Genomic DNA, 16,070 nt, shown 5'->3' on the forward strand with positions numbered 1-16,070 from the left:
AGACATTACCTTTGCGTTGAGTAATGAACCGGCGGGTATGGCGGTGTCGAGTACCGGGCTTATTACTTGGACGCCGACCAACGGGGTGAGCACTTCGGGCAACGTAACATTAACCGTCAGTGACGGCGGTGAAGATGGTGCTGCGGCCGATACGGAAAACTTCACGGTCACGGTGGACGCAGAAAATGATCCGCCAACCATTACCTCAACAGCGGGCACTACTGCGACAGAAGACATTCAATACAGTTATCAGGTGACGGTCAGTGACCCGGATGATACCAATAATGGCTCAGACATTAGCTTCTCGTTATCGAATGCGCCTACGGGCATGTCGGTGTCCAATACAGGGTTAGTGACCTGGACGCCGCTGGAGGGTGTGCTGACATCCGGTGCGGTGACTTTGACGGTCGCCGACGGCGGCGAAAACGGATCAGTACCGGACACTGAAAATTTCACGGTGACGGTGACCTCGGTGAACGACTCGCCGGTCATTTCTTCCAGTGCGTCTACTTCCGCCATTGAAGACAGTCTGTACAGTTATCAGCTGGTGGTGACAGATCCGGACGACAGCAATAATGGCACCGACCTGACCTTTGCGTTATCGAATGAACCCACAGGCATGACGATCTCAACCACAGGTTTGGTTCAGTGGACGCCCGCCAATGGCGTATTAACGTCTGGCGAAGTGACGGTTACTGTCACTGATGGGGGGGAAAACAGTTCTGTGGCGGCCACTCAAAGCTGGACTATCACTGTGGATGATGTCAATGACCCTCCAGTAATTAGTTCCACCGCAGGCACGGCGGCGACGGAGGATGTTGAGTACCAGTATCAGGTGAGTGTGACTGATCCGGACGACAATAATAACGGAACGGACATCAGCTTTACTTTGACAAATGCGCCTACCGGGATGTCGGTTTCCGCTACTGGGTTAGTGAGCTGGACCCCGCTGGAGGGGGTTCTCACTTCCGGTTCAGTGACCTTGACCGTCGCCGATGGCGGTGAAAGCGGTGCCGTTCCGGATACCGAAAACTTCACCATTACGGTGACGTCAGTGAACGATTCTCCGGTCATCAGTTCAGCGGCGTCTACCTCCGGAATCGAAGATGACTTGTACAGTTACCAGGTGACGGTCACAGACCCGGACGACACTAATAATGGCACCGACCTGACGTTTGCTCTGTCCAATGAACCTACGGGGATGACGGTATCTTCCACAGGACTGATCCAGTGGACGCCTGCCAATGGTGTGTTAACGTCGGGGGAGATCACCATTACCGTCAGTGACGGTGGGGAAGACAGCTCCGTGCCGGGCACGCAAAGCTGGACGATTGCGGTGGATGCAGTGAATGATCCGCCGGTGATTACCTCAACGGCAGGCACGGCAGCCATTGAAGATACTGAATATCAATATCAGGTTGAGGTTGCAGATCCGGACGATACCAACAATGGCACGGACATTACTTTTGCTCTGACGAACGCGCCTACGGGCATGTCGGTTTCAAGCACAGGGTTAATCACCTGGACGCCCTTGGAAGGCGTGCTTACCTCTGACTCAGTCACTGTGTCGGCGGCGGATGGCGGAGAAAGTGGTTCCGTACCGAGTACCGAAGATTTTACCGTGACGGTGACGCCGGTGAATGACGAACCCACCATCAGTTCCAGCCCATCCACCTCGGCGGTAGAAGATGAAGTTTACTCTTACCAAGTGACGGTCAGTGATCCGGATGATAGCAATAACGGCACTGACCTCACTTTTGCGTTATCGAATGAACCCGCAGGGATGACAGTGTCATCCACAGGCTTGATTGCCTGGACGCCTACCAATGGAGTGACAACCTCCAATGAAGTGACACTAACCGTGACGGACGGAGGAGAAGACAGTGCAACGTCTGCCAGTCAGAGTTGGACGGTTTCGGTGGACGCTGTCAATGACGCACCAACCATTACGTCAACGGCAGTCACAACCGCTACCGAAGACGTTGAATACCAATATCAGGTGACGGTGTCCGACCCGGACGACACCAACAATGGCACCGACATTACGTTTGCCCTGACGAACGCGCCGGAAGGCATGACGGTTTCAAATACCGGGCTGGTGCGCTGGACGCCCGTTGAAGGCGTATTGACGTCCGGTCAAGTGACGCTGACGGTGGCCGATGGCGGCGAAAGCGATGCTGTGGCAGCCACTGAATTGTTTACTGTGTCGGTAACGCCGGTGGACAATGCGCCGGTCATTACTTCAACGGCCGTCACTTCAGCGACGGAAGATGTGCTGTATCAATACGAGGTGGCAGCCACAGATGAAGAAGGCACCAGTTTGACGTTCAGTTTAACCACGTCTCCTGCCGGTATGACCATAGGTGCTACGTCGGGTGTGATTGGCTGGACACCAACGGAGGGGGTTACGTCCGAAGCTGTGGTGGTCAGTGTGACGGACGGGACCCACACCGTGACTCAAAGTTATTCAATCACAGTCACGGCGGTGAACGATCAACCTGTGTTCACCAGTACGCCTGTCGCAGTTGCTACGGAGGATGTACTCTATCAATACCCGTTAGCGGCCAGCGATCCGGAGGGCACTGCGCTTGTTTATTCGTTGACCTCTGCACCGGACGGTATGACGGTGGATGCCAGCTCCGGTTTGATCGGCTGGACACCGACGGAAGGCGTGTTGTCGGGCAGCGTGACCGCCAGTGTGACGGACGGAGAGTTAACCGACAGCCAAAGTTTTACGATCTCCGTGACTCCGGTGAATGACGGCGTTTCAGTCTCAGCGGTGGCGGATCAGTCCGTGACGGAACTCAGCATTTTAAGCGTTGCCTTGACGGTGGCCGACGTGGATGACTCCAACAATGGTACGGACATTGGCTTTGAACTGCTCAATGCGCCTAGCGGCATGACCGTCTCCAATCTGGGCGTGATCAGCTGGACGCCGGGTCAATCCACTTCGGGAGCGTATTCGGTGGTGGTTCGGGTGTTTGATGGTTTGGAAGACAACGCCCAAGCGGCAGAGACGTCGATGAATGTGACGGTCATTAAACTGGATACCGACACGGATACGGTGGCGGATTATCTGGATAACTGCCCAGACGCAGCCAATACCGATCAGCTGGACACCGATGCGGATGGCTTGGGCAATGTTTGTGATTCGGACGACGATGGTGATGGGATCAGTGATGTGGCTGAGCTGGCGAATGGCCTTGATCCGCTGGACAGCTCAGATGCTGCGCTGGATCTGGATCAGGACGGCCTGAATAATCTGGCAGAATTTGAATTATGCAGTGCTTCTCAAGATGGGGAATGTACCGCCATTAATCAAGATACTGTCGCGCCGGTCATCACGTTAACGACGCCGGTGACCTTTGACGCCACCGATTACCTGACGCCTATTAAGGTCACTGTGACTGCGAACGATGTGCTGGATGGTGCGGTGGATGTGACGCTGGCGGAAGGCAGTAAAAATCTGAGGCCTGGCGTGCATACTCTGGTTTGGGCCGCCACGGATGCCGCCGGCAATCGAGGCACTCAAAGTCAGACAGTGAACATTCGGCCTTTGGTTAACCTTGGCGGCTCGACCGTGATCGGTGAGGGACGTGAAGTTTCGGTTCAGGTCAAGTTAAGTGGTGAGGGCATTTCCTATCCGGTCACGGCTTCGGTGTCCACCTCGGGGGATGTGAGTGCCTCCGATTTCATGCTCAATACCACGTCTGTCGAGATTGGTGAGTCTGGGGAAACCAACCTGTTGGTGTCGGTGGTGTCGGACGGAGTGATCGAAAGTGATGAAACCTTAATTTTGACGCTGGAGGAGGTCAGTTCAAATGCGGTACTGCCTGCGTCGGCGAACTATCAGATTTTAATTGTGGACAGAAACGTCGCGCCGGAAGCCGCTTTGTCTTTGACACAAAATGATCAGACCGTCAGTACTGTCTATCAGGATGGCGGGGCCGTGCTGGTGTCGTTGTCAGTTACAGATGCCAATATGGATGCCACCACCTCGGATTGGCAGACTTCTACCGTTAACGGAACCCTTTCGGATGATCTGTCTTCGTTCAGCTTTGACCCTTCAGGTTTGGAGGCGGGTAAGTCCTATCAATTATCGGTGGATGTGTCGGATGGCGTTGCCATTACCCGCACGTTTGTTGCTTTTTCGGTTGCTGCCAATCAACCGGTGCTGGATGCCGCCAATGACTCGGATGGTGACGGCATCGATGATGTAACAGAAGGCCTGGGTGACAGTGATGGTGACGGTGTGGCTGATTATCAGGACGCAGTGAATGACCCAACCCGGTTGTCGGCCGGAAACAGCGCTGCGGAAACTTCGAACCTGATGGCCGTTGGAACCGGCTTGCAGATGAGCTTGGGATCTACGGCGTTAGGGCAAGGTCAGGGAGGCGCTTTCATCGGCAGTGATGCGGTCACCGATGATGACGGTAACGTGATCAAAGACGGGGACTTTAATGTGATCGGCGGCCTGTACGATTTTGTTGTGAAAGGGCTCAGCGAAGCGAAACGTACTGCACAAGTGGTGATTCCTTTGGCGCAGAGTGTGCCTGCGGATGCGAGCTATCGTAAGTTCTCCGATGGCCAGTGGTTTGAATTCATTGAAAACGGCACGGATTTCATCCAGTCGGCCAATAAAGTGGATGGAGTGTGTCCATTGCCTGGCAGTGCTTTGTATCAAACCGGTTTGCTCAGGTTTGCTGACTGCCTGCAATTGAATATATCCGACGGTGGTCCGAACGACGCCGATGGCGAAGTCAACGGGGTGATTGTTGACCCAAGCGGCGTGGCGGAGGTGTCTTCAGCCAGTGACTCTGAAAGTGTCTCTGCTCCTACGGATCAACCTTCCGGTTCGGGCAGTTTGGGTTGGTGGAGTTTCTTGGTTTTATTGACTTTACTGGTTAGAAAGCAATTCCGTTTTTTTCTTACCCTATTATTAAAACGCACAGCATAGGAGCGCACCTTTAATGATCAAGGACGACTCGTCTCAGTGGTTATATTGTTCGCTGATAGTGATCTTCACCTGTGTTGTGAATACGGCCTGGGCAGGAGGTAAATCTGTCTTCTATGATGGTGAAATCACCTTTGGTTTTGATGACAATCTCAGTAAAGCCCAGCGTGAGCGGGACATTGTTGAAGATCACTTTGGGGAAGCTTCATTGGCTGTGGCTTATCATACGGTCTTCAGTGGCAAAGCGGCCATGACGGTCAAAGGGTTTTTGTCCGGAGAAGCGTTTGAGACTGTGGACAGTCTGAATCGGGCATCAGCGGGCGCCGAAGTTTCTTTCCGTTGGCAACCTTCGTTGGGGTTTTTGGACCCCATTTATAAATTGTCACTGACGGCACAAGTGGATGAATACGACGTTGATCAAAGAGACAGCGATGTAGCCAAGGTTCAGTTGGCGACGACCAAGCGCATAACGGATCGGCTGACCGCCACTTTAGGCGGTGAATATCGTTATCGTGACTCCGATGGTTCCGTGTTTGATACAGAGGATTATCGGTTTTTTCTGAACGGCGACTTGATGGTGACCAAAACCTTAGCGCTATACAGCACTTACAGTTACCTTTATGGCGACGTCACTTCGACGGCGCAGGTGCAATTTTGTAATGGTCTGGTGGCGGATGACATTTATAGCTTACTGAAGGCATCGACGGCGATTGAAGTGGATGAAGCCTTTAATGAACACTTTTGTGGCAGCTGGGTTTCTTATCGGCTGGATGGTCAAACCAACGCCGTCACTGTGGGGCTCAATCAAGGATTCGGTCAAAACTACGCATTGGATGTTTCTGCATTGTGGGCGTCTGTTCGGGGCGATCTCAACAATGATTATTATCGCCGGATATATCGTGCGACATTCTTGGTGAGGTTTTAATTATGAGGCCTTTTCAATCTTTCCCGCTGTTTGTTGTTTTGTGTTCGTCGCTGATATTGAGTGGTTGTGGCGGACGGGATGACACCGAAGTTGAACCGATCACGGTGGATGGTTCCATGACCCCGGACAGCTTTTTAACGCCGATTAATACTCAGTCCAGCATCACTGCAGGTCAGTATCAGGTGGTGGTGTCGCCGGAAACGGACGGCCAAACCGGGAGCTATCAATTAACCGTTTCTTTACCTGACGGCACTGCTCAAACTTTTACCGGCAGCTGGCCAAATACGGCCGCGACCCGAGCCAACAACCCCAGCCATGAGTTGACTTTTACCACCGGTGGCGCGTTGAATTTTCAGTTAACTTCGACAGTGCCAGGGCATTTGTATTTGGTTAAAAATGATCGGCTGGTGGCGGAGCAAGCAGGCACTGAAAACAGTTTGAGTTGGCGCTTCAACGCTTCAGGCGTTAGCTCGGAGCAGTATGCTCAGGCTTATTACCGGGCGGTTGATCCAAGCGACGAACGAACTACGTTGGCGGACTGGAAAAACGTCAACGGATTTGGCCAAGGCGGAATCACTCATGTCACCTTTCGGGACACCAAAGATTTAGGCTATGGCCGGGACATGTACGCTCGTCAGACGAGTGAGGGCGGGCTTGCATTTTATGTGGATAACTACGTGGTGATCTTAAGGGAAGGGAGCAGTGCCAACTACGGCCCTTTAAACCTGGATGCGGCGCTGGCTCAGGATTCCGAACGTCATATTGGCAGTAACGCCATAGAGTTCAGTCGACTTGATCCGGATGATCCGGATTCTCCCCGAATTTTAAAATTCTTCACCTTTGCGCCAGAAGACCGCGACGGTGTGCAACAGCGGATTACTGCTGCCAATTTAGACGGTCGGGGTATTAAATACATGCCGACCATGTGTTTGGTGTGTCACGGTGGAACCATGTTGCCCTTGGAGGACGACGGCACGTTTCCGGTTCAAACCCTGTTGTCGGCCAAGTTTAATCGCCTGGAACCCGAGTCGTTCGAATACGGCGACGAGGTTGGTCAAACCCGTAATGACTTAGAAGATGAACTCAAACTGATCAATAGCTGGATTCATCAAAGCTACGTCAGTTTTAATGAACGTGACTCAGACACCCAAGGCAAGTGGGATGCGGACTTCGCCATTGAAATCATGGAAGGCCATTATGGTGGCGAAGGCTTACCGAACGCCCGGTATGACTCAGACAGCGTACCCAGCGGCTGGCGGGCATCTTTTGCCAGGCCGGAAGGTGTTGAGCTACTTTACAGTGAAGTGGTGGAACCGCACTGCATCAGTTGCCACTCTTTAAGAGGCACAGAAGCCGGACAGCGTGAGCAGGTCTTGGTGGATGGAGAACTGGTCAGCTTGGCTAATGCCATCAATTTTGCATCCTATGAGCAATTCATCAGTTACAGCGACAGAATCATCGAATATGTTTTTCGTCGGGGGGTGATGCCTCTGTCGTTGAGAAACTATGAGAAGTTTTGGCAGGACCCGGAAGGGCCGCCATCTCGTTTGGCCGCTTTTCTACCTGGGTTTAATGTGTTTAATGCCAACCGGGAAGTGGAAGAACCCGGTAAACCTTTTGCGCGTCCGGGTGAAAACAGGACGGTGCAAAGCCCGGTTCAGCTGAATGCATCTGAAAGTTTGTTTGCCACTGGCTTTGAATGGTCGGTGACGAACGCGCCTGTAGGAGCTTCTTACAATTTCAACAGTGCCACTTCGGTCAGCCCTGTGTTCAGTGCTGATACAGACGGTGATTACACATTGTCACTTACGGTGAACAACGGCAGTGCCTCAGCAACGGCCACGACGGTGTTGACCATTGATAGTTCGGTGACGGATCAGACGGCGCTTACATTTGTGGACCACATTCGGCCGATCATGGGCTCAGACAGCCTGACTAACTGCAGTTCATGCCATAACCCGACCACTGGCAGGCAGGGAATCCCTGTCTATTATGATGACTCCAATCCGAATCAGTATCGGGATGTGTTGGCGCGGGTGAACCTAGCCGTGCCGGAGGACAGCCTGTTATTAATCAAGCCTACTAATCAACAGCATGGCGGTGACATTCAGATAAACCGCAACACTTTGGTCGGGGAAGCGAATTACCAGACATTACTTAACTGGATTCGGGAGGGGGCTGTGTGTGGCACTGATGTCAATATTTGCCCTGAATGAATGGTTAACTGATCACAAACACAAGGAGGTTTTATGGCCGGTAAATACCCAGACCGGATTCGGTCTCTGCCCTTATACGATGGTCGCTTTGATGCGCATAAATTAGCGGCCCAAGGCAGTGATGTGCTGTTTGCTTCTTATCCGGCAGGTACGAGCATTCCGCCGCATACGCATGATACGGATAATTACGGTGTAATTATTCGTGGTCAATTAACGCTCCATATAAAGGACACCACTGAAACTTATGGGGTAGGAGATTGGTATCATGTCCCGGCGTTTGTTGAGCATTCAGCAGACTTTTCAGAGGAGACGGATGAGATTGAATTTTGGTTTCAACCTGAGCCATCCAATTGATTGTGGTTGATAGATTCTCTGAAAGTCAGTTATGCACAGGTTTTGTGGATAACTCTGTTATTAACTTATTAAAATCGCCTTCAAACGCCCGTTTTAATGGCTTTTTTGATAATAGTATTATTTATGAACAAAAAATAATAAGTTCATATAAATCAATTGGTTATGTTTTTCATTGAATTCGCACTATTAAGTGTTGGTCGCTATTAGGGGTTCATTGGTTTATTTTATTCGAGTGTTAATAAATCGCGAAAAACCGTTGACAAAGCTATTTGTTCGTTGGTGGAACTTCTTTTCGGGTTGGGTGATGACTCCGGTATTTTCGAAGGGCAGACAGGCTTTGTTCCGTCGGGCGATTGGTTGTTTTGTTGTCAGGTTTCCGATGGAAAGCAAGGTGCCGTAGTCTCACTTAACTATAATTTAGGACTAGAAATACATAAGAGTTTGTTTATGGAATAAAATTGGTATCAGAGTCCAATTTTACTTTCGTTCATTCGTTGTACCTTCTTTCGTTGGAAAGAGGAGGTTGTTGTGATGAAAGTACTTCATGCCCGTGTTTCGAGCTTGCTGCTCATCTTTGTTTTCGGTGTTTCTTCTGTTTTATTGAGTGAACAGGTTTCTGCCAGTTCCCGCATTTCTTCTTATTCGAATGAAAATAGTACACTGGTCGGGTTGTCCGAACGCACCAACTTTAAATTGCTGCATCAGCTAAGAGGGGGGATTGACTTAGTGGCTCCCAATGGAGCGGTCTCTCCGAATCAGGATGGTATGAAATACGTTGCAGCCCAGCGGGAGGCTCTGTGGTTGATTCGTAATGGCATTATTCACGCCAGTGCTGATTTGGTTTCCAAAGGGGTGTTAGCATTTGATTATGCGTTTAAGTTTCAAACCAAAGACGGGTATTTTGAGAATGGCATGGGAGCAAGCCCGGAGGCTGCCGTCGGCGCGGATGCTTTCTTTTTATATTCGTTTTGTTATGCCTATTTGTTGCTTGAGAAAGAGTCTGCTTACTCTCAACAGTTCAATAAAATGAAGTACTACAAAAAGAACGTTGAGAACTCGGTAGCCTGGATTGCCAAGAATCAGGATGAGTTATTCCGCCAGGACAGACACACGCCGAATCGCTTATTGTTTGATGCGATGGCATTTTATTTTGCCGGAAAAATATTGCGGTCTTCGGAATACCAGGACCTCGGAAAGACGTTCATTAATCACGCTCTGGAAGCGCAAAGGGCGGACGGTGCGTTTCTGGAAAAAGGTGGTCATGACAGCAGCTATCAGGGGGTGTGTATTCTTAATCTGAGTATGTTGTCGTTTCATGTGAAAGGGTATTTATTAAAGCGGGACATTGCCAAAGCAATAAAAAGTTCCGCCGCATGGATGGTGTCCCGTATCAATGCTGATGGTGAGATTTCTGCTGAGGGCAATACCCGCACAGGTCTTGGTCAGGAAGAGCAGTCGGGCAAGCTGAAAGACATCAATTACCCGGAAGTGGCGCTGAGTTTGTATTATGCTGCGTCCATTCTGGAAAAAACCGAATACGCAGACAAGGCTGATGCGGTGGTGCAATACGCGATCAGCCGATAGTTGGTCAGGTAGGGCCAGAGCGTTTAATCCGTTTCTTCGGCTATTCGGATACGCTCTTTTCGGTCCTGCTCTTCTTCAAAGGCCGCTTTGATTTCCAATAACACGCTGTCGACATCGGCAGATTCGCCGCTTTCCTCAAACTCGCCTGTCAGTGGATGATCCGGGTGCAATTCTCCATCTTCGTAGAGCGCCCAGATCTCTTGTGCGTATTTCGTGTTTTTAAGTTCGGGCGCGAATTGAGCGTAATACAATGTCATGTTGCGAATGTCGCGTTCTAACATGCTTTGTGCGTTGTTGTTGCCTGCGGCGTCCACCGCCTGAGGGAGGTCGATGATGACCGGGCCGTAGTCATCCACCAGAACGTTAAACTCAGACAAATCGCCGTGTACAATGCCTGCGCATAGCATACGCATGACATACACCATAACAATGGCGTGGTCTTCTATGGCTTGTTCTTCAGACATTGCCACGTCGTTCAGTCGTGGTGCCACAGCGCCGTCTTCGGTGGTGACCAGCTCCATTAACAGCACCCCATCAAAACAGCCGTATGGCTCAGGGACTCTTACGCCTGCTTTTGCCAAGCGAAACAAGGCGTCAACTTCTGCATTGTGCCAGGTGTCTTCTTGCTGTTTACGACCGTATTTAGAGCCTTTTTCCATGGCTCTGGCTCGTCGGCTGTTTCGGACTTTACGGCCTTCCTGATATTTGGAGGCTTGCTTGAAGCTGCGTTTGTTGGCTTCTTTGTAGACTTTGGCGCAACGTACTTCAGTGCCGCATTGAACTGTGTAGACAGTGGCTTCTTTGCCGCTCATTAATTGGCTTAAAACATCGTCGATCAAGCCGTCTTCAACTAAAGGTTGTAATCTTTTCGGAATTTTCATGGCAATTTTATACATTAGTTGAGCGATAGATGGAATATAGTTGAACCTTAACAGGTGGATTTATTATGGTTCTAACCAGAATTTCGACCAAATGCGAGTCAGGAGACCGAGAATGGCGATCACAGGCGGGTGTTTTTGCGGACAAATTGGTTATCAAGTTCAGGGAAAATTAAAGGATGCGAGGTCTTGTCATTGTTCTAAATGCCGAAAAGTTTTCAGTGCTCAGGCTTCTGCATATGCGGTGGTTGATGCCTCTGAATTCCAGTGGTTAAAAGGGGAGTCGTTGTTAACCTCTTATACCAGTCAGGAAGGGTTTGGTTTGCAGTTTTGTAAAGTGTGCGGGTCAACGCTGTGTGGCACGTATCAAGGGGAAGTGCACGGTGTGACGTTAGGGTGTGTGGATGGTGACCCTGGCATAGAGTTGGGAATGCATATTTATGTCGGTTCTAAAGCTTCGTGGGAAACCATCGGAGGGGACGTTCCTCAATATCAGGAAGGCCCTCAAGATCAGGGCGGCACTCAAGATCAGGAAGGTTAGAGCAACGGGTGCAGGGCAATTAATTTATTACCTAACGTAAAACCTCAAAGATTGCTAAAAGCCGGTTTGAGGTGAATAAGAGCAACTAATAAGGGAGTTGAATATGGAAAGTAGTGGGATACACAAAGGATCGTGTCATTGCGGTGCAGTGGAGTTTACCGTGAATTTGCCAAATGGCATTGAGGGGCCGTACCGTTGTAACTGTTCATTATGCGACCGGCGTGGTGCGATTGCTGCTCCCGTTCAGATGGAAGAATTTAAGGTGACCAAAGGAGAAGAATTCTTAACATTGTATCAGTTTAATACCCAGGTTGCTAAACACTACTTCTGTGCTCAATGTGGTATCTATACTCATCATCAGCGCCGTTCCAATCCCAGCCAGTTCTCCTATAATGTGGCTTGTCTGGAAGGTATAAATTCTCAAGACATTGAATGTGTGGGTTTTATTGATGGCGTAAATCATGCGATGGATCAATAATGCTCCAACACTAAACTGAGGTATGTGAGTACAGTTATGGAAATGGATGAGTCGTTAAATGTATTTGGTGAACCCTTAATTGCTTGTGGAATGGACCCGCTGACGGGCTTTTTCCGAGATGGTAAGTGCAATACGTGTGCAGAGGATTTCGGCTCTCATACCGTTTGTATTCAGGTTTCAAGAAGTTTTCTGGAATACTCCCGGTTTAAAGGGAATGACTTGTCAACGCCGGTACCGGAACACGGCTTTGAGGGCTTAAAGCCGGGGGACCGCTGGTGTTTATGCGCTCAGAGATGGCTGGAGGCGTACGACAGTGATATGGCTCCGAAAGTTTATCTGACCAGCACTCACCAAAAAGCATTGGAGATAGTGCCTATTGAGTTACTGAAGAAGTTTGCGGTGGATCTTAATTGAGCCGTGAGTTAACACTCAGAACTTTGGCTGTATTCCCAGTGTGCGTCCGCATTTTGAGTATAAATGTAGCGGTCGTTTGATTCTTTGGACTTGCGCTGCCAAAACTCAAAACTCACGGGTTTGATCAGATACCCTCCCCATACTTCGGGCACACTGACGTCGCCTTTTGAGAACCTGGATTTGATCTCATCCAGTTTCAGTTCCATCAGCTTTCTGGAGATGACGATGGAGCGTTGCTGGTTGATCCAGCTGCCTTTGCCTCTGCCTCTGGGGCGCGAGAGATAATGCGAAAGGGATTCTTTTCGCGATATGCGGGAAGCGATGCCGGTTATTTTGACTTGCCGTTCGAGCTTCAACCAAGGAAACAGCAAAGCAACGTGCGGGTTTTCATCGATGGCTTTGGCTTTGGTGCTTTGATAATCCGAAAAAAACACAAACCCGTTTTCATCAAACATTTTCAGTAGTACGGTGCGTATCGAGCAGTCGCCTGATTTTGACGACGTGGCCAGGCTCATGGCATTCGGTTCTATGATGTTGGCGCGGAAGGCGTCTTCCAGCCAGACAGAGAAGTGGCGGTAGGGGTCTGGAGGCAAATCGGTTGTTTCTAAGCTAACCAAGCTGTTTTTATTGTTATTGTCTTTTTTTTTATTGCCGCGAGATAACATTTTAGTGCTCCGTGTTGAACGTACAGCAATGAATGGGTTTGTGTTTGAGGCGCAGGGGCCTGTTCGCTGAAAGATCATGAGTACAAACGGGGTGAAGAGAGTAATGATGAAACATTGCTGAAATAGTTTCAGGCAATTGGGTAAAGTCGTTGTCATGTCCGGGATGTTGTGTACATGTTGTACGCATCATCAAGGCAAATGCAGAGTTCCTTTTCACATCACTACTCCTTCCATTTGGAGTTTCTTTCGCTCGGAGCTACATCATTCGTTACCGTAATCAGGGTAACTAAGCCGTTAACACGTCCTGATCACATTCGATCCAACAGGCGATTAATGGGTAACCGTCAATGATCTTAGGAGGGCCGGCACGATGTGCTTTGATGCCTGCTTTGCGAAGCAAGCGCTCAATACCGATCGGCGAGACACTGATGATTCGCTTGGCTCCATATTGTTGGGCGCACCGAATGGAGTGCTTGAGCAAATCCAGTGTGACTTCGGTGGAGAACTGAGCGTTCTTGACCAAAGGCCCGTTGGCGATGTCCATCGATGTGAAGCGTGACAGCTCCCAAACGTCCGAAGACTTTGGAATTGGCAAGCCATTCAGTAACTCAGGAAACACTTCTTCCAGCAAATACGGCGATGTGGTTGGCAGCAATCTCGCACAACCAATGACGTCTTTTCTGTCATTTCGTGCAATCACATAGAGCGTTTCGTCGTGATCAAATTGATCGATCTCTCTGCCGTGCGGAGTGTCTAACTCCCAGCCAAGTTGTTCTACAAACACGTTGTAACGGTATTTAAATAAGTCGGAACGTAGATGTTCCGGTAGGTTTGGCGATATTCCTTCAATAAACTCCATGATAACCTCCCAATAGACTGAAGCTGAGAGGTATTAACTGAAATTTAATGTTGCCTTAGTAGTTGCTAATGTTGCCAGTTGCTAGGAGTATTTTTTTGTGATAAGCGTCGAAATTTGACTGCTCCATTCGATCTTATTGATCAAATCGGACAGAAAATTGAGGCTATCGTATTGATCTAAGTCGCTGAAGTTATTATCTTGTACGATGACGTTAGAGTATGGATTTCCTGTCATTACATACGCAAGTGATTGTTTTTTGTAATCCAGCTTCCAATCCCAACCTATTGAAAGTAAAGGTATTGTCTCGCTGATCCATTCTGTATAACCCGTAACTTCGCACGTTATGTTCTGGTTATGGTGAATGGCTACCGGATCATCATAAATACCGGAATCCAGGTGTTTTAGTGCTATGGTCTTCAGGACACTTTGAGTTACTCGTATGTAGCCGTCCTGAGACAGCGTTAAAAGAGGATTGCTTGATTGATGAGTATTTATATTCACAAGTTCGTCTCGTTTTTATTATGTCTCAGACAATTACTTTATACGGTTCAGTGGTGTGAGTTAATTGTCAGAATTGACAGGTTGTGCACATTTCCAGGTGGGAGAGACATTGAATTCATGGATTGAAGAGCAGCTTCAAATGCTGCTGACCACGAAGAATAAAGAAGACCTTCTTACCGGATTATTCAAATCGGCAAAGCTGTTGGGGTTTGATTATTTTGCTTATGGTCTGCAGTTGGCGGTGCCTTTGACGGCCCCCAAAGTCGAATTGATCAACAACTACCCGGATCAATGGCAAAAGCTGTATCAGGAAAACAATTACCTGTTGATTGATCCCACCGTCATGCACGGAACCCAGACCACCCGACCGGTGGTGTGGAGTGAAAGCCTGTTTTCTGACTCGCGTTCGTTGTGGGAAGATGCCAACTCTAATGGCTTGAAGTACGGCTGGGCTCAGTCCACCTATGGCAAAAAAGGCGTATCTGGCCTGTTAACCCTGGCGCGATCAGATGACCCTATCTCAGAAGCAGAACTGATTAAAAAAACGCCTCTGCTGGTTTGGTTCACTCAGTTAGCGCATCAGGGGTTGCAAGATGTGTTTTTGCCGGAAATGATGCCCCAGATAAAAACAACTCTGACCAGCAGGGAGACGGAAATCATTCGCTGGACGGCAGATGGCAAAACGTCTTATGAAATATCGGTCATCATTGGCATTGGTGAACGGACAGTGAATTTTCACCTTAATAACGTAATGAAAAAATTGAACGTCACCAATAAGACGGCTGCAGCTGTACAGGCGGTTATTTTAGGGATCATATAGAGATTATCTTCTGGATTTAGGCTGGCTTCTTTTGGGTATCTTTGCATGGCGGTTGTCATCTTAATGTCACTCAAATGATTTAAGGAACCTCTGTCAAGTCCCTCTCTGCTCAGGCCTATAAGAGAAATGTCTATTTGAGGCGCGGTTTTGAAGGCATAACGGGTTACGTCAAAAAGCCGCAACAAAAAAGAGGCATTTCTCTTAAGGCCCCGAAGGGCGGGGCTTTAAAAACGTTATAACTGTGTTGAACTTCTTGAAAAGGTCTAGACATTCTCTACGAAGCTCGCCTTGTTCTAACGTTTTTCTAGCGCCCGCTGAACTAGAGTGGACTTGTACAGAGGTTCCTTAGGTACGATAGAGCGCATTTTTAACAATGCTTTTAATAAACCAAGCTAATTCCTCAAAAAATAATGCAATTTTTGGGTTATTCACAGATTTTGTGGAAAACTCTGTTAGTAAGTTAGTTAAAAGCCCTTCAAACGCCCGTTTCATTTGAGTTCTTATAAATTGATCTAAAAATAACCATTTATAATAAATTCAATTAAATCAATTGCTTATGTGTTTTTGGTGTTGCTGGCTATTTCATTTGAAGATCACACCGATTAAGAAATATCGGTGAAGAAATAATGTGTACAATCCCTAAAAAACGATTGACTTATGATGTTTTATAGCAAGCAGAATGGTTTTTTACGCTTTGATAGACGTCCTCTTATCCCCATTACCTGTGAATAAGTACCTGCATAAGTGTCTGATAACTTGCCAGGAGACCGATGAATAAAGGCTTATACAAAAGTGCTGGTTTTTTGAGCTTTGTGGAAAAACCAGAAAGCGCTGGCGTATATGTTGGTTTTATGGTCCGAAATGTTCGATCTGGAGGATTC

The 16,070-nt window shown here is 48.8% G+C and carries 13 protein-coding genes; 9 read left to right on the forward strand and 4 right to left on the reverse strand.

Annotation, left to right across the window (positions count from 1 at the left end; translation table 11 throughout):
* The 5 genes from ABD744_RS13180 to ABD744_RS13200 form a co-directional block, all read left to right on the forward strand.
* The coding region (locus tag ABD744_RS13180) for a putative Ig domain-containing protein (protein ID WP_344798972.1) at window positions 1–4,957 on the forward strand (4,957 nt) is incomplete at its 5' end.
* 13 nt (window positions 4,958–4,970) lie between these two features.
* Window positions 4,971–5,879 carry a hypothetical protein gene (locus ABD744_RS13185; RefSeq protein ID WP_344798973.1) on the forward strand — a complete coding sequence of 303 codons (909 nt, stop codon included), beginning with the start codon at window positions 4,971–4,973 and terminating at the stop codon, window positions 5,877–5,879.
* Between the two features lie 2 nt (window positions 5,880–5,881).
* A complete protein-coding gene (locus tag ABD744_RS13190) occupies window positions 5,882–8,095 on the forward strand; it encodes a hypothetical protein (RefSeq protein ID WP_344798974.1) in 2,214 nt (737 codons plus the stop codon).
* 33 nt (window positions 8,096–8,128) lie between these two features.
* The gene (locus ABD744_RS13195) at window positions 8,129–8,449 is read left to right on the forward strand and encodes a cupin domain-containing protein (RefSeq protein WP_344798975.1); all 321 of its coding nucleotides are present in this window, start codon (window positions 8,129–8,131) and stop codon (window positions 8,447–8,449) included.
* Between the two features lie 528 nt (window positions 8,450–8,977).
* Window positions 8,978–10,033, forward strand: a complete 1,056-nt coding sequence (locus ABD744_RS13200; RefSeq protein WP_344798976.1) for a hypothetical protein — start codon at window positions 8,978–8,980, stop codon at window positions 10,031–10,033.
* 23 nt (window positions 10,034–10,056) lie between these two features.
* On the opposite strand, the gene ABD744_RS13205 is transcribed toward ABD744_RS13200, so the two are convergent.
* Window positions 10,057–10,914 carry a PA4780 family RIO1-like protein kinase gene (locus ABD744_RS13205; RefSeq protein WP_344798977.1) on the reverse strand — a complete coding sequence of 286 codons (858 nt, stop codon included), beginning with the start codon at window positions 10,912–10,914 and terminating at the stop codon, window positions 10,057–10,059.
* Window positions 10,915–11,026: 112 nt separating this feature from the next.
* On the opposite strand from ABD744_RS13205, the gene ABD744_RS13210 reads away from it, so the two are divergent.
* The 3 genes from ABD744_RS13210 (at window position 11,027) to ABD744_RS13220 (ending at window position 12,344) form a co-directional block, all read left to right on the forward strand.
* On the forward strand, window positions 11,027–11,452 hold the full coding sequence (locus tag ABD744_RS13210) for a GFA family protein (RefSeq protein ID WP_344798978.1): 426 nt from the start codon (window positions 11,027–11,029) through the stop codon (window positions 11,450–11,452).
* A 103-nt stretch (window positions 11,453–11,555) separates the two neighbouring features.
* The gene (locus ABD744_RS13215; protein ID WP_344798979.1) at window positions 11,556–11,930 is read left to right on the forward strand and encodes a GFA family protein; all 375 of its coding nucleotides are present in this window, start codon (window positions 11,556–11,558) and stop codon (window positions 11,928–11,930) included.
* Window positions 11,931–11,954: 24 nt separating this feature from the next.
* Window positions 11,955–12,344, forward strand: coding sequence for a DUF2237 family protein (locus tag ABD744_RS13220; protein WP_425562171.1), 390 nt, complete (start codon window positions 11,955–11,957; stop codon window positions 12,342–12,344).
* Window positions 12,345–12,352: 8 nt separating this feature from the next.
* On the opposite strand, the gene pdxH is transcribed toward ABD744_RS13220, so the two are convergent.
* The 3 genes from pdxH to ABD744_RS13235 form a co-directional block, all read right to left on the reverse strand.
* The gene (gene pdxH, locus ABD744_RS13225; protein WP_344798980.1) at window positions 12,353–13,009 is read right to left on the reverse strand and encodes a pyridoxamine 5'-phosphate oxidase; all 657 of its coding nucleotides are present in this window, start codon (window positions 13,007–13,009) and stop codon (window positions 12,353–12,355) included.
* A gap of 286 nt (window positions 13,010–13,295) precedes the next feature.
* A complete protein-coding gene (locus ABD744_RS13230) occupies window positions 13,296–13,868 on the reverse strand; it encodes an acyl-homoserine-lactone synthase (protein ID WP_344798981.1) in 573 nt (190 codons plus the stop codon).
* Between the two features lie 81 nt (window positions 13,869–13,949).
* Window positions 13,950–14,369 carry a DUF4902 domain-containing protein gene (locus ABD744_RS13235; RefSeq protein WP_344798982.1) on the reverse strand — a complete coding sequence of 140 codons (420 nt, stop codon included), beginning with the start codon at window positions 14,367–14,369 and terminating at the stop codon, window positions 13,950–13,952.
* A gap of 109 nt (window positions 14,370–14,478) precedes the next feature.
* Between ABD744_RS13235 and ABD744_RS13240 the strand changes: the two genes are divergently transcribed.
* Window positions 14,479–15,189 carry an autoinducer binding domain-containing protein gene (locus tag ABD744_RS13240; protein ID WP_344798983.1) on the forward strand — a complete coding sequence of 237 codons (711 nt, stop codon included), beginning with the start codon at window positions 14,479–14,481 and terminating at the stop codon, window positions 15,187–15,189.
* The last annotated feature ends 881 nt before the right edge of the window (window positions 15,190–16,070 follow it).

Origin of the sequence: Litoribacillus peritrichatus, assembly GCF_039537985.1 — a bacterium.
GTDB lineage: Bacteria > Pseudomonadota > Gammaproteobacteria > Pseudomonadales > Litoribrevibacteraceae > Litoribacillus > Litoribacillus peritrichatus.

Coding starts and splice junctions, on each gene's coding strand:
- ABD744_RS13185 (WP_344798973.1), top strand. CDS start 4,971: ATGATCAAGGACGACTCGTCTCAGTGGTTATATTGTTCGCTGATAGTG.
- ABD744_RS13190 (WP_344798974.1), top strand. CDS start 5,882: ATGAGGCCTTTTCAATCTTTCCCGCTGTTTGTTGTTTTGTGTTCGTCG.
- ABD744_RS13195 (WP_344798975.1), top strand. CDS start 8,129: ATGGCCGGTAAATACCCAGACCGGATTCGGTCTCTGCCCTTATACGAT.
- ABD744_RS13205 (WP_344798977.1), bottom strand. CDS start 10,914: ATGAAAATTCCGAAAAGATTACAACCTTTAGTTGAAGACGGCTTGATC.
- ABD744_RS13210 (WP_344798978.1), top strand. CDS start 11,027: ATGGCGATCACAGGCGGGTGTTTTTGCGGACAAATTGGTTATCAAGTT.
- ABD744_RS13215 (WP_344798979.1), top strand. CDS start 11,556: ATGGAAAGTAGTGGGATACACAAAGGATCGTGTCATTGCGGTGCAGTG.
- pdxH (WP_344798980.1), bottom strand. CDS start 13,009: ATGTTATCTCGCGGCAATAAAAAAAAAGACAATAACAATAAAAACAGC.
- ABD744_RS13230 (WP_344798981.1), bottom strand. CDS start 13,868: ATGGAGTTTATTGAAGGAATATCGCCAAACCTACCGGAACATCTACGT.